The 13,765-nt window shown below is 57.9% G+C and carries 11 protein-coding genes and 1 pseudogene; 1 reads left to right on the forward strand and 11 read right to left on the reverse strand.

The window, feature by feature from the left end; all coding sequences use genetic code 11:
• Window positions 1–10: 10 nt before the first annotated feature.
• From IPK32_03760 to IPK32_03805, 10 genes are all read right to left on the reverse strand, one after another.
• Window positions 11–2,419, reverse strand: coding sequence for a glycosyltransferase family 4 protein (locus IPK32_03760; protein ID MBK8091121.1), 2,409 nt, complete (start codon window positions 2,417–2,419; stop codon window positions 11–13).
• Window positions 2,419–3,144 (reverse strand): glycosyltransferase, encoded by a 726-nt coding sequence (locus IPK32_03765; GenBank protein MBK8091122.1) that lies wholly within the window; start codon window positions 3,142–3,144, stop codon window positions 2,419–2,421. The genes IPK32_03760 and IPK32_03765 overlap by 1 nt, the downstream gene beginning before the upstream one ends.
• A complete protein-coding gene (locus IPK32_03770; GenBank protein ID MBK8091123.1) occupies window positions 3,102–3,362 on the reverse strand; it encodes a glycosyltransferase in 261 nt (86 codons plus the stop codon). Before IPK32_03770 ends, IPK32_03765 begins: the two co-directional genes overlap by 43 nt.
• Window positions 3,359–4,537, reverse strand: coding sequence for a glycosyltransferase family 4 protein (locus IPK32_03775; protein MBK8091124.1), 1,179 nt, complete (start codon window positions 4,535–4,537; stop codon window positions 3,359–3,361). The genes IPK32_03770 and IPK32_03775 overlap by 4 nt, the downstream gene beginning before the upstream one ends.
• A gap of 61 nt (window positions 4,538–4,598) precedes the next feature.
• A complete protein-coding gene (locus tag IPK32_03780; protein MBK8091125.1) occupies window positions 4,599–5,561 on the reverse strand; it encodes an NAD(P)-dependent oxidoreductase in 963 nt (320 codons plus the stop codon).
• Window positions 5,562–5,603: 42 nt separating this feature from the next.
• A complete protein-coding gene (locus tag IPK32_03785) occupies window positions 5,604–7,715 on the reverse strand; it encodes a nucleotide sugar dehydrogenase (GenBank protein MBK8091126.1) in 2,112 nt (703 codons plus the stop codon).
• Complete coding sequence (locus IPK32_03790) at window positions 7,712–8,722, reverse strand: hypothetical protein (GenBank protein MBK8091127.1); 1,011 nt, start codon at window positions 8,720–8,722, stop codon at window positions 7,712–7,714. The genes IPK32_03785 and IPK32_03790 overlap by 4 nt, the downstream gene beginning before the upstream one ends.
• Before the next feature lie 6 nt (window positions 8,723–8,728).
• Complete coding sequence (locus IPK32_03795) at window positions 8,729–9,772, reverse strand: NAD-dependent epimerase/dehydratase family protein (GenBank protein MBK8091128.1); 1,044 nt, start codon at window positions 9,770–9,772, stop codon at window positions 8,729–8,731.
• A 41-nt stretch (window positions 9,773–9,813) separates the two neighbouring features.
• Window positions 9,814–10,470 (reverse strand): class I SAM-dependent methyltransferase, encoded by a 657-nt coding sequence (locus IPK32_03800; GenBank protein MBK8091129.1) that lies wholly within the window; start codon window positions 10,468–10,470, stop codon window positions 9,814–9,816.
• 70 nt (window positions 10,471–10,540) lie between these two features.
• On the reverse strand, window positions 10,541–11,857 hold the full coding sequence (locus tag IPK32_03805; GenBank protein MBK8091130.1) for a hypothetical protein: 1,317 nt from the start codon (window positions 11,855–11,857) through the stop codon (window positions 10,541–10,543).
• A 78-nt stretch (window positions 11,858–11,935) separates the two neighbouring features.
• Between IPK32_03805 and IPK32_03810 the strand changes: the two genes are divergently transcribed.
• Window positions 11,936–12,646: a hypothetical protein gene (locus IPK32_03810; GenBank protein MBK8091131.1), complete on the forward strand. Its 711-nt coding sequence runs from the start codon at window positions 11,936–11,938 to the stop codon at window positions 12,644–12,646.
• Window positions 12,647–12,651: 5 nt separating this feature from the next.
• Here IPK32_03810 and wecB read toward each other — a convergent pair.
• Window positions 12,652–13,729: pseudogene (gene wecB / locus IPK32_03815) on the reverse strand (UDP-N-acetylglucosamine 2-epimerase (non-hydrolyzing)).
• Between the last annotated feature and the right edge of the window lie 36 nt (window positions 13,730–13,765).

The raw sequence follows: 13,765 nt of genomic DNA on the forward strand, positions 1-13,765 counted from the left end.
AGGTGCAGGCTCAGGCAGCCAGTAGCTCCTCATAAATCTCCCGCACCTTCCGGCGGTATTCGGAAGGCGGAAACTGCGCGGCAAAGGCACGCGCTATGCGGCTATCCTCATCCACGCGGGCAGCATCGGCAGCATACCACATGAGGCGGTCCGCCAGCGCTTGCGCATCATGCGTCGGCACCCGCCACGAAGGATGCGGCACGGGAGCTCCACAGTGATTCGTCAAAATCACCGGTAGGCCGCAGGCCATCGCCTCCAGGGCCACAAAGCCGAAGGAATCTCCCAGTGAAGGCAGCACCAGCAGATGCTGCGTGGCGTAAAAATCCCGCAGTTCCTCACGGGATTTGTAGGGCAGCACGGTGAGCCATTTTTGAACCGGCTCCGCCAGATGGCGGATTTCACCGGCCAACGGCCCCACGATGGAGAGATGCACCGCATCACCCGTCTGCTCCAGCGCCTTCAAAAGATACGGAATACCCTTCGCCAGCGTGGCCGTGCCCGCAAACATTATCCGCAGAGGCAGTACGGCTGGAGGACGCGGTTTTGATTCAAACCAGAAGCTCGTATCCAGCCACAGCGGCACCGGGCGCATGCGGGAGACATCCTCGCCGATGCTGGCATAAGCCTCCTTCTGCATCTCGGAGCAGAGCAGGATCACATCGGCCAGATTTCGTTCCTGCTGCTTATGCCAGGTCATTTCAGGACTGTCACAGGGCTGCTGAACCGGGAGGCCAAATTCCTCCGCGCCACGCCTTCTCGCCGCATCCAAAAAGGGTGCGGGAATGCCATGGGCATCCAGCACGCACTTCATGCCGCGTCGTTTCGCCGCCTCAAACCAACTGCGGGAGCAGGTCTCCGCTCCCACGACGATGCCTGCGTCCGAATGAGCTAGCCTGCGGGCCGCCAGATGCTCGAAAAAAGAATGAAAGCGTGTCGGGTCCACCTTGGCACCACGAGCCCAGCCTGCCAGCCGCAGGGAAGCCAGCGGCAGCGACAGTTCGATGGTTTTTTCCGGCGGCAAAATCTCGCAGCCTAGAGGATGAGCGGAGGGCAGCCGTATGAAGCGCGAGGCCAATCGTCCGAGTTTACCAGGCCCATCAATGACCGAGCATTGCAACCCGCGAAGCTCACCCATCTCCTGCGCCGCGATGGCGAGCTGGAACACCTCATGCACCCCGATGTAGGCCAGTTCGATACCGGAGCGGCGTGCCGGTGCAGACCATACCGAGGCATTCACGCCGCCGCGCCTTTGATCCACCTTCTCCAGAGCCTCCCGCAGGCCTTGTGCCGCAAAGGCGGGACCCCACTGATTCACACAGCGCAGGCTTGCTCGACCTGCCCGTTCCGCGAAAGCAGGATCACCCGTCACACGGCGGATCGCATCCGCCAGGGAACGCGGGTTCATAGTTTCAAACACCACGCCATTCTCGCCGTGACGTAGCAGATCATCCCATGAGCCAACTCGATCACTCAAGATCAACGGCAGGCCCGCATTCATCGCCTCGTTCACCACCATGCCCCACGGCTCGATGCTGGATGGGAGAACCAGCGCATCGCTCACATCGAACAAAGCAGGAAGCCGGGACTGCTGCGTGAAGCCGAGGAAGCGCACATCCTCCCCTGCCCGCTCCGCCGCCAACGCACGGATCTCTTTCGAGAACGGTCCCTCCCCGCCGATGAGCAAGATGGGGCGAGATTCCTGCGGCAGTTCCTGCTGAAGCAGCCGCATCGCCTCAAAGAGAGTCGGGAGATTCTTTTCCCAGCTCAGACGGCCGATGAAAAGCAACACCGGACGGCCCTGCTCAAGGCCAAGCGAGCGGCGAAACTCCTCGCGTCCCGCCGCAGCGGCTAGGCAGGCACGCTGAAAGTGCTCGTTGTCCGTCACATACGGCACCAGCGAGATGCGATCCTCCGCCACGCCGTAACTGCGATAGAACTCGCGATTCGCCGATCCAATCGCCAGAAACTGATCCACCTGCGTGAACACACGCGAGAGCACGGCACGGTGCAGCCAGTGCCACAAAATGCCGGGCTTCAGACAACGCAGATGCGTCTCCCCGCGCAGTAGAATCGGCACCCCGCAGGCATGCGCCGCCATCAGTGCGCCCAAAGCGAAGGCTGTTCCCCAACCATGCACCCACACCACATTCGGTCGGCAGCGCTTCAGCCACACCTCCGCCACTTTTTTCCATGCCCAGGGCCAGTTTTCCCAGGTCGGTGCCTCCAGAACCTCGTGGGGATAGCCTTCCAGAAGTGGCTTCTCCCAAGAAATGACCTGCTGGTAATCTCGATCAAAGTAAGCGCCCGCCGTGGAGACATCCCCATAGACCGTGACCACATCCAGACCTGCCGCCACAAACTCCCGCAGCATCGGTGTCTGATACTGGATCGGGTGGGAGAGAAAATAGGCCACCTTCATCAAGAGGGGGCCTCTCCATCCAGATGGCGCTGGATCAGGCGCGGTCCCTCCAGCCGGGCCAGCACCGCCGCAGGCAGCGCCGAAAGCCAGCGGCACAGATGAAAAGGAATCACCCACGGCTTGCGCAGGTTGCGCTTGTTGACTCCGGCGGAGCGGAGGTCCACTGCCAGCAAATGGGGCAGTGACCGCCAAGTGCAGTGATTGATCAGGAAATACCACGAACCGAAGTAGTGATGCCAGCCCATCCAGATGGTCTTCTGCGTCCAATGCCGTGCGCCACCATACGCCACGCCGGCTCCGCCGAGGTGGTAGAGCTTCAAATCCGGTCGGTAATGCACCACGCGGCCGCTTTTGCGCCAGCGCATCGCGAAATCCGCCTCCTCACGGAAAGCCCCCTTCATGAAGTGCTCGTCCATCCCGCCCACCGCCAAAAAATCCACCCGCCGCACGCCCATGTTACCTGCCATCACGAAGCAGCCGGTGAAAGGCTTGTCGTAGTTCCTTTTGCAGAACATCCAGCCGTAATCCGCATCGTCCGCACGAGGATCACGCATGCTCACGGTCTCGCGCTCACCTTCCAGCACCAGCCCGGAAGTCGCTCGAACCTCGGGATTAGCAAACGCCGCCTGATACGACGCCACAAAGTCCCGCTCCACCTCGATGTCATCATCCAGAAACACGATCACCTCTCCCGCCGACTCCAACGCACCGCGATTCCGCGCCATCGAAGCGTTCGGCCCTCCTGCCTCACCCATTTGATCTGCCCTGCCTCATGCCAGGCTTTCAGCTTCGCCCCTACATCCGGCGGAATGTCCGTGGACTGGTCCACCACCACGATGTCACGCGCCGGAGACGTTTGATCCAGCAGCATCTCAACCGTGCGCACCAAAACCTGCCGCCGGTTGAAAGTCGGGATGATACAGGAAATGGTTGAAGTCATCATTGGCTTGATGAAGATCGAGTCAACAGCTCGTCCGACAAGACAGCGCCCCAAAACCTCTGCTTGAGGGCGTGGGAGTTAAAATCTCGATTTGCCAGTGTAACCCCTCGCGATGCCAGCCGTGCAAGTTCCATCGGTTCGCTGAGCACCTGCAACAACTGCTCAGCCATCGCAGCTGCATCGTTCGTATGGATGCACAGCGCACCCTCGTTTCGCTCCAGATACCTGCCTGCCGCCGTGTAGTCTGGACCATGGTACATGATTGGCATTCCTGACGCCAGGTAACTGATCATCTTGGTCGAAAATCCGAGCTGCCCCAATGCCCGGAACTCTTTGCCAAATGGCAGAGGGAGATACAAAAGATGTTGATCCGCCATTTCTCGTTCCACAACTTCCTTCGAGGCGAATGGCAAGATGGTTGTCAACGGGTGCCCGGATGCCAACCCCTGCGTCCGCAAGGTCAGGGATGGATTGAAGCGTCCGGTGGACCGGACAATCTCAAGCGCTTGCTCCAAAACCCGAACATTAGCGACATAGGGTTGATTCATCATGCCCATGAAATATACACGAATATCTTTCGCAGGCGGCAAGTATGCGGTCGCAGCAGCTTCACTCACACCGTCGGTATGAATTAAATAGGGCCGGAACCCGTAGCGCTGGTTGTACTCCTGGCCCATTTCTTCACAGATAACAAACCGCGTTGCAGCCCCACGCCACAATGCTCCGAGCTCCCTCATCATGCGCTTTTTCATGGGGTGGCGTGCCGCTGTGTAACCAAGATCATCATGCACGCTCACATGAACTGGAACCCCCATCTTCACGGCCAAGCGGTGGGCGACAACAAAGTCCCCCCATGAATGCGGAACCAGATGGACCGCATCAGGACTAAGTGAGTGAACCTGCCGACTTAAACGCCTTGTGAAGAAGGGAACAAAAGCGGCTTCCATATATCCTCCCAGATGGGCAAACCTCGTCCGGTCTAAACGACCCAAGCGAGGCCTGAGCGGAACCAAATACTCCGGGCACAGCGACTGCTCGGGAAGCCTTTCACAAAACGCCGTGCAGATGCTTGTTACTTCGCATGGTGCGTCTTTGACCACAGATTTCAGAATCTGTGGACCACCTCCCACTGCCCCCACGCTGAAGGGCTGGATGAATAGCACTTTCTTATGACTCATACCATTCCGTTACGATACAGGCCAGACGAAGCCCGATCCAGCCAAGAGGGGAGCCCTCAGATTACTTCAATCGGTAAAAATCACGCATCCACTCGACGGTGTTCTTGATGCCTTCGTCGAGAGTCACGGTGGTCTTCAAGTCGAGATCGCGTTTGGCCTTGGAGCAGTCCACGCGCTTCACGCGGGTGGTGAGCACCTCCTCGTCCTTCACGCTCACGAGTTCAGCCCGACGGCTTTCACGCCCCGTGTGCTTCAGAACCAGCGCCGCGGCCTCCTCGATGTCATGGAAGTCCTCTCCACCGATGTTGTAAACCTCACCAGCTTTGAAATTGGAGCTGATGTTCGACAGGGTGCGGGCCATGTCGCTGATGTAGGTGCTGGTGCGCTTGTAGCCGCGATAGACGGTGATCGGCATGTCATGCAGCAGACGGTAGCAGAAGAGGCAGATGACAGAGCGGTACTTGCTGTAAGGCTCGCCGGGACCGTAGGTGTTGAAGAGGCGCACACGCACGCTTTGAGTGTTGAACTGGGTAGCGCTGTTCATGACCTGCTGCTCGTTCACCCACTTGGAGAGGGCATAGTCGTTCATCTGGCGGATCTCGTGCTTGTCCATCACGTCCTCGCTCATCACGCCTTCAAAGTCACCATACACCTCGGAGGAGGAGAAGTACACCGCCTTGAAGCCTTCACGCTCCTGCATGCGCAGGATGTTCTTGGTGCCCACGGCATTGCTGCGCCAGACCTGCTCGTAGTAGTCCTCCCCGTTCCAGCGGCCAAACTCGGCCGCGAGGTGATAGACGACATCAAAGGAGCGGGGCTTGTTGCAATAGCCATGACTCCAGCCGCCGCCGCGCCACAGGTTCTCCACCTGGCGGAACTCGCCGACGTCGCACCGGGCGTAGTTCGGATCGTTGTGGTGCTTCATATCGGCCACGAAGACATTGTGACCACGGGAGCGGAGTTCTTTGACAAGGAAGGTGCCGACTGCGCCAGTGCCGCCGGTGACGAGGATGTTTTGACTCATGATCTGGGTTGGGTGGGTGGAACTGATAGGAACTGAAAAGGATTACTTCTCATAAAACTCGATGCGCGGCGTGCGCATCGCCGCGCGGATGGCCTTGTCCTGCGAACGAAGCTCCTCGACGACGCGTGTGTGAGGAACGAGCACAGCGATGAGATCGGCCCCCTTCGCCGCTTCGGCGAGCGTGCTGTATTCCTTGCCGGGCACCAGCGGATCGAGATGCACGAAATCGTAACCGTCACGCTCAAGCTGCGCGGCCACTTCAGGCGCGGGGCTTTCACGCTGATCTTCCCAGTCACGCTTATAAGTGGCTCCCACGAGCACGATGCGCGGCTGCGGGATGTCACGCACCGCTCGGCGGATCTTCCCGGCCACACGAAGGGGCATCTCGTCATTGATGAGACGAGCAGTGCTGATGAGGCGCGAATCGTAAGGGGCGATCTCGCGCAGGAACCACGGGTCCACCGGGATACAGTGGCCGCCCACGCCGATGCCTGGATTCAGGATCTTCACACGCGGGTGCTTGTTGGCGAAACCAATCACCTGACGCGGGTCAGCTCCCAAATTTTCACAAATGGCGGCCAGCTCGTTCGCCAGCGCGATGTTCACATCCCGATAGGTGTTCTCCATGAGCTTCGAGAGTTCGGCGGAGATGTCATCGGTGTGATGGAGCGCCCCTTTGACAAAAGTGGCATAAACATCAGCCGCAGCCTGGGTGGACGCCTCGTCCATGCCGCCGATGAGGCGGTCGTTCTCCACGATCTCGCGGAAGATGTCACCCGGCAGGATGCGCTCGGGGCAATGGGCCAGTTGGATGTCCTCAGGGACCTTCAAGCCCGTGCTTTTTTCAATTATCGGCTTCACCACATCCCGGCAGGTCCGCGGCGGAATGGTGCTCTCGATGATGACGAGATTCCCCTTTTTCAAAAACGGGCAGAAGGACTCGACTGCCGATTCCACAAAGGCCAGATCAGCCGTTTTTCGCGCATGATCGACCGGTGTGGGAACGGCGACGACGAAGACATCCCCTTCACAGGGCGAGGTGCTGGCACTCAGATTTTCCTGTACCACCGGGTGCTTCATCAGCTCGTGCAGTTCCTCCTCCTTGATGGTCATCGTGCGCTCATTGATAGCGCGGACGACGTTCTCATTGATATCCACACCGACGACACTAAGCCCCGCACGCGCCCACATGAGGGCGGCTGGCAGGCCGACATAACCGGTTCCGACGACGACAATTTTGGGAGCAGTGACAGGCATGGTTAACTTAGAGGGCTGGTTTGCTTGATTCTCCTTTGATGGAAGGATGCACAAAATTTGGGGGGGTGATCTCAGGACTACAGGCAACCAGAATTCCATCAAATGAATAGGTCTGTTCTGTGTCGACACTGACAAGTATCTTGTAGCCGAACTGATCCAAGAAGTCGCGGCATTTGTAATGCAGCTCCATGCTATGGGTGGAGATAAACACATAATCCACCCCCTTGGCTGATAGAAGGCCCTTGCTCCTTCGAGCATCTCCAGCTCATACCCTTGAATATCGGAATGCAGGATAGCGATGTGTTTCAGATTCTTTTTGGCAACATACCCGTCGACGCTGATAATCTCGACTCCGTCAGCGCCAACAGATTGCTCACGCCCCACAAACGCCCGAGTAAAGTCAGCGCTCATCCTATTGATCTCGAAGTTTTCTCTGCCCATCTGCAAGTTTTCCAACATGGGTTCAACAAGAAACACTTTGGAGGATGGAACCACCTTGGAGAACCAAAGAGAATAGAAGCCCCAATAAGCGCCCAACTCGATCATCATCGAGCCGGCAGGCAGAGAATTCACGACGGCATCGAACACCGCTTCCTCTTGTGGCTCATGACACCCCCCGTTTGATGAAAGCCAACTACCCCCTCCTTTCCCGTAATAGCTTTTCGCAAGAACCTTTATGCCGTTATGCATTATCTGAAGACCATCAATGATCTTCCCGGCATCAGGAACCCTGTTTATCCGAGAATTATCAGGGCACAATTGAAGCAATTTCGCCCGTTCCATCCAAAAGGGCCGCTCAGCGCGTTCGGACTTCCACAGAGTGAGTTTGCGCCAGACATCCGGGCAAAATTTCAAGGCAAGCGACTTGGCAATACTATGGATAATCGAAGCAATCATATGGATGTGAAATGGTTTTTGTAGTCGAAGCTTATCCCACCGGCGATTTCCAGCATAGCGCTGGAGATGATTGAGGCCTGATGATCCACGGTCCACCTGGAGATAACTGTGTCATAGTTACGCTCAACCAAAGATTGGAACATTTCAATACTGCCCAGAACATCGCCGATCAGTTGCTCATGCGGCCTGCTCATGTCCACCTCAATCACTGGATTATAGCCCATGATGTCGATCAACTCGGAAGGACAGTGACCGATCATCAAGGCCTTGGAGAACATGCACTCAAAGTATCGGAAGGTCGTCGTCTCCACGCCTCCAGCCTGCTCAGGAGCCGTGATGGATTTCGGAAAGCACACAACAACCTTGGCGTTCGCGTAGGCCCTGACCGCATCCTCATATGAGATCATCTCATTCGCGCGAGTTCCGGGATGATCGTGATGAAAGCCGGCCGATTCGAGAGGCCCGCGGATGAGGTGATGATAGGCTGGATACGAGCGTCCAATCTCCAGAACATCGATATCTCGCTCGGCCAATGGCTTCGCTCCATTAAATCCCGCTGGATCAAGAGCTTCTGGGAGCCACCGAAACTCGACCCCGGGCACACGTCGCCGCATCTCGATCACAGACGATTTTGCAGAGACAAAGGCTATCCGAGGCTGGTTCTTCAGGAACAAACGCTGCCAGCCGTCGTACAGATAAGGCCAGCAGTCGAAAGAGAAGGTGACCATTGGGTTTGTGATCACATAGGGAAAAAACGCTGTTGGCCAGACGTGGTTTAAGTGGAAAAAAAACGGTTCCTTGCTCGCCGACCAAGGCAGCTTCTGAAGACCACACAAACCGGCAATTTTGGCCAGGGCCCGAAGCGGCTTGTGACGCAAAGGACTGTCAGAACAAGGAATACCGCGTCGCTCCAACGCCCGAACCAGCATTTTCACTGTCGGCAGAACGTATGACTCGTGAGATGGTAACAAGACTTGTCTCATTTTAAAAGCGCCGGAGCCCACCATGAAACATCACGATCCTTTTGAAGCTTGGCAAATCTCACCAAACACTTGATCTAGGTTTTTTGTAAGATTCCAACGAGGGTAGTGCGTCTTGATCTTCGACAGGTCGCTGATGTAGCAAATGTGATCTCCTTCACGATTTTTATCCACATATTCCCAGCTCATTGGCTTGCCCGAAATTGCTGAAATTCGATCAAAAGCCTCCAGAATCGAGACGCTGTTCTCCCGCCCGCCGCCAATGTTATAGACCTCGCCACAGCGGGGGCTCAGGTAGAACTCATGCATGAATCGAACGACGTCGAAGCTGTGGATGTTGTCACGGACCTGCTTGCCCTTGTAGCCGAAGACCTTGTACTGCCGACCAACCAGATTGCACTTGATCAGGTAGCTCAGGAAGCCGTGCAACTCGACCCCGCTGTGATTCGGGCCAGTCAGACAGCCTCCCCGAAGGGCACAACACTTCATGCTAAAGTAACGCCCGTACTCCTGAACTAAAATATCTGAGGCCACCTTGGAAGCTCCAAAGAGGCTGTGCTTACTCTGATCGATGGAAAACTCCTCGGTGATGCCATTTTCATAGACGGGATCATCATAGTCCCAGCGTGTCTCCAGTTCCTTGAGACGAATGGTGTTGGGGCGGTCACCATACACCTTGTTGGTGCTCATGTGGACAAACACCGCCTCGGGTGCGTGAAGCCTAGTGGCCTCCAGCATGTTCAGCGTGCCAACCGCATTGGTGTCGAAGTCATCGAAGGGCCGTGATGCCGCCAGATCATGGCTGGGTTGGGCCGCTGTGTGAACCACTAGGTCAGGCTTGAGCTGCTCCAGGCAGGTGAGCACCGTGCGACGGTCACGGATGTCGAGCTCATGATGCTTGAATAACGGGAACTTCTCCAGCAACCTGGCCTGGTTCCAACGGGTGTCTCCTTGGGGGCCGAAGAAGTCCGCCCGCATGTTGTTGTCCACCCCGTGAACCTGCCAGCCAAGATCACTGAAATAAGAGACAACCTCTGAACCAATGAGGCCTGAAGAACCGGTGACGAGCAGTTTCATGGTTGGGTAGTTGGAATCAGAATGGTTGGATGGATTGATGACTAGCTCAGGGTTTGCCGGATCATCAGCGAGATCTGCGCGGCGGGCGGCAATGAATCACATTCACCCAACTGCCGCAGCATTTTATTCAGCCTCTTCACCGAACGCATTTGCAGAACCTCCGAGTTCCAACCGACCCCAGTATTGGGGTTCAGCGCCGTCATCCGCATGATGTGCTTCATCCCCCGCAGCGCATGCCGGTAGGGCGGCTGCTCAAAATCATGCACCAAGACCACCGCACGAGTTGGCGCACGAGCGACCACGGCGCGGATTGTCGCGCTGCGCTCAGCGGAGGTGACGGAATCGTCAATGAAGATCATGTCGTAAGACTCAATATCCACATCATCCACCGCCTTTGCCACCGCGCCGTCCAGAAGATGCATTCGAAAACGGGAATCGTGCGCAGCCTTGGCCGCGATGCTAGCCCCCCATTCGGGATCGTTCTCAAAGGAATCTACATGCTCGACATGCGGGAAGCATTCCCGGTCCAAAAAGGCCAGTGAACTGTGGTTCCCGCTTCCAAACTCCAAAATGCGCCGAGCCTGAACGAGATGCCCCACTCCCAGCAGCACGGGCAGATGGGTCACAAACGGCTCCAACGCCCTCGGTGGCACTTTCAGGAGATGCTTGTCCCTCAAAGCGCGAAGTTTGAAGATCACCTTCTGGGAGAACGATGGAGACTCGATAGCAGGAGACGTTGCGGGCATGAAAAAAGCAGATTGGAAAATTTTAGCCCGGGCTTTCGGCAGACTCAGGAGGCAAGCGCTTGGAGAGTCCCACCAAGCAGGTCGTGAGCGCATGGCAGCACTGCACTACCGTACTAACAATCACAAATTTCGCCAGACCGGCGACGGTGCTGAGATCGAAAACGATCGCGCCGACAACCTGGGCACCGAGTGTGAGCGGAATGTTTAGCCAAGCCAGCCTGATCCAACCACGCACCACATTGAGCGACCAAGCGAGGCTGGAGGTATTGGCAATGCACATGCCCAGAAGCATCAGAACGAGTTCGTGGCGCAAGTGGCCATATTTGGAGCCGAGCAGCCACAAAAACCAACCTCCCTTTAGCCAAGCGACGAGCACCATGACGACAGAAAAAAGCGTGGAACCAACGAGGAGCCCGCCCGCGATGCCCCAGAGGCGCTTTTTGTCCGAAGCACGGGCAAAGGTAGGCGCGACAAATTGCGTCACTGGCCCGCCAATGACCGCGAACAGAATGGCAATGCGGCTGAGCGCCCCGAGGTCCGCCACCTCGCTGCTGGTGGCAAACAAACTGATTAGCCAAGTAGAAAGCTGGCCCTGGACGCAGAGAAAGATGCAGTTCGGCATTAACTGGCGCATGAAGCCGTGGATCGCCCGCTTGTGGGCGGTTAGTTGCCCTTCCTCCACGGGAGCTTCGCCGAGCAAGGGCAGCACCTGCCGCCGGACGATGGTCAACTGGAAGGCATGCCCGGCCAGAACGGCCAGCAGCGCCGTCACGGGTGATAGCCTGCCCGCTCCAAGCAGCGCCAAAGTCAGCACCACACGCAGCAGTGCGGGATAGGCATCTGCGATCTGTAATTCGCGAGTGCGGGAATGCAGGCGGTTGACCACGCTCAGCACCGCGGAGGTGGAAAGACACCAGACGGGCGAGAGCACCAGCAGCGTGAGTATCACGCTCGCCCCCCATTCCGCACCGTTCCGGCGCAGCAGCCATAGCGAAATACCCGCTACGAGAAAGGACGCCAAGGCCGCCATCTGCATCCGCAGCCGCATCGCCGCCATGACGAGCGCCTTGAGCGAGGCCTTGTCCTTCCACACCGTGCCGCCGATGGAGGTCACTGCGCTGCCGATGCCCGAATCCGAAAGGATTGAAAGCACCGCACTCATGCCGCTGGCGATGGTGAACCAGGCGTAATCCGGCTTGGGCAGCGTGCGCACGAGCAGGAAGCCCGCCACGGCATTGACCACCTGCACGAGCAGTTGCGTCAGCGCGAGACCTCCAAAGATCTTCCCCCATCGGAACACACGGTGGCGATTCTGTGAGAGCCAGTGCCATGAAATCATTCTTGGATGCCTTTGGAATACCGGACAGGCGTCTTCGCGGTTGCACGGACGCGTCTTTGCGGGGAAAACTGGCCGCTCATGGCGCGTCCACCTGTCATCCTCACTCCGGAAAACTTTCGCCTTCATGTGGTGCATTACACGCCCTTTACGGAACGCCGGGCACACATGGAAAAACTGATCCGCGAAAACGGTCTCGACCGCTTCCCCGTGAGCTGGATGCTCGATCACGACCGCGAAGCCTTGCTGGAGGCTTTTCACCAAGGTGAATGGGGGGCACCAGACAAAATCGCCGCGTCGTCCGTCTCGTTGATCCTGAAGCACCTCGCCGTTTATCAACGCATCGCCAACGAACCGTACCGCTGGCATCTCGTGATCGAGGATGACCTTCTCGCTAAGCCGCATTTGATCGCCAGAATGCAGCGCTGTCTCTCCGAACTGCCGGAGGACTGGGAACTGCTCTTCATTGGCGAGGGCTGCGAACTGCATGTGCCGTGGTGGCGTCGCCGCCCCGGCAAACGCGTTTACTTTCGCGGTTGGAAGCCGTGGTGGGGAGCTGGCGGCGGCACCTCGCGATGCACGGAGGCCTATTTCGTGGCTCCATCGTTTGCTCAGCGCTTGCTGGCATCCCGTTTTGGTCGGCCTCCGTTCGACTGCCCCATCGACTGGCATCTCGCCAAGGCAGGCTACGAGATGCACATCCGGTCCTACTGGGCGGAGCCGCCCCTGGCGGGACAGGGCGCTTTCGAATCGTGGACGAAGAATCCGCATCTCAATGAACTGCTGAAGTAGCCGTCTCAAGCCCCCAGGATGATGTCCGCAATCTGGCGTGATGCGGTGCCATCGCCAAAGGGATTCGATTTCCCAGCCATGGCGGCATAAGCGGCTGGATCCGAAAGCAGGCGGCGGGCGTTCGTGTGGATCTTCTCCTCATCGGTGCCGACGAGGATGGCGCAACCGGCATCAATGGCCTCCGGGCGCTCAGTGGTGTCTCGCAGGACGAGGAGCGGCTTTGAAAAGCTCGGTGCCTCCTCCTGGATACCTCCAGAATCACTCAGGATGATGAAGGCCTTCGACATCAGCCAGAGCAGGGCGGAGTAGGACACTGGAGGCAGCAGGCGGATGCGCGAATGATCGGCCAGGATGGCTCTCGCTGGTGCCTGAACATTCGGATTCAAATGCACCGGATACACAAAAAAGCGTGTCAGGAAACTCATCCGCGAGCCGGACGATGGAGCGGAAGGTATTCTCCAGGCCACCGCCGAAGGATTCACGCCGATGACTGGTGACGAGGATCACGCGACGCCCATCCATGGCGCTGACGACATCGGCGGGAATCTCGTCCGTCGCCTGCAAGGCGTCGTGCGACTGCATCCAATGCAGCGCGTCCACCACCGTGTTGCCCGTCACAGTCACCTGCGACTCCGCAATGCCCTCGCGGAGCAAATTCTGCTTTGAGCGCACCGTCGGCGCAAAGTGATGCGTGGCGATGCGGCCCACGATGCAGCGGTTCACCTCCTCCGGGAACGGTGCCCAGATATTACCAGTGCGCAGCCCCGCCTCAACATGACCTACCGGGATGCGGCGGTAGAAACCGCACATGCCGCCGACGAAGGCGCTCGTCGTATCGCCCTGCACGATGATCTCATCCGGCTGGGTGTCCTCAATGGCCTTGTCGATGGCTTTGAAAAGAAGGCTGGTCAAACCGGCGAGCGTCTGGCCTGGCGTCATGAGGTTGAGGTCCATGTCCGCCTTCATGCGAAACACCGCCAGCGCCTGATCGAGCATCTCACGATGCTGGCCGGTGGAGCAGGCGATGCACTCAAACTCCTCTGGGCGGCTGCGCAGATGATGGATGACGGGAGCCAGTTTAATGACTTCAGGGCGGGTCCCGAAGAGGACAAGAACGCG

Source organism: Verrucomicrobiaceae bacterium, assembly GCA_016713035.1.
Classification (GTDB): Bacteria; Verrucomicrobiota; Verrucomicrobiia; order Verrucomicrobiales; family Verrucomicrobiaceae; genus Prosthecobacter.

Coding starts and splice junctions, on each gene's coding strand:
- IPK32_03790 (MBK8091127.1), bottom strand. CDS start 8,722: ATGGTGGGCTCCGGCGCTTTTAAAATGAGACAAGTCTTGTTACCATCT.
- IPK32_03780 (MBK8091125.1), bottom strand. CDS start 5,561: ATGAGTCAAAACATCCTCGTCACCGGCGGCACTGGCGCAGTCGGCACC.
- IPK32_03785 (MBK8091126.1), bottom strand. CDS start 7,715: ATGATTGCTTCGATTATCCATAGTATTGCCAAGTCGCTTGCCTTGAAA.
- IPK32_03765 (MBK8091122.1), bottom strand. CDS start 3,144: ATGGCGCGGAATCGCGGTGCGTTGGAGTCGGCGGGAGAGGTGATCGTG.
- IPK32_03770 (MBK8091123.1), bottom strand. CDS start 3,362: ATGATGACTTCAACCATTTCCTGTATCATCCCGACTTTCAACCGGCGG.
- IPK32_03775 (MBK8091124.1), bottom strand. CDS start 4,537: ATGAGTCATAAGAAAGTGCTATTCATCCAGCCCTTCAGCGTGGGGGCA.
- IPK32_03760 (MBK8091121.1), bottom strand. CDS start 2,419: ATGAAGGTGGCCTATTTTCTCTCCCACCCGATCCAGTATCAGACACCG.
- IPK32_03805 (MBK8091130.1), bottom strand. CDS start 11,857: ATGATTTCATGGCACTGGCTCTCACAGAATCGCCACCGTGTGTTCCGA.
- IPK32_03810 (MBK8091131.1), top strand. CDS start 11,936: ATGGCGCGTCCACCTGTCATCCTCACTCCGGAAAACTTTCGCCTTCAT.
- IPK32_03795 (MBK8091128.1), bottom strand. CDS start 9,772: ATGAAACTGCTCGTCACCGGTTCTTCAGGCCTCATTGGTTCAGAGGTT.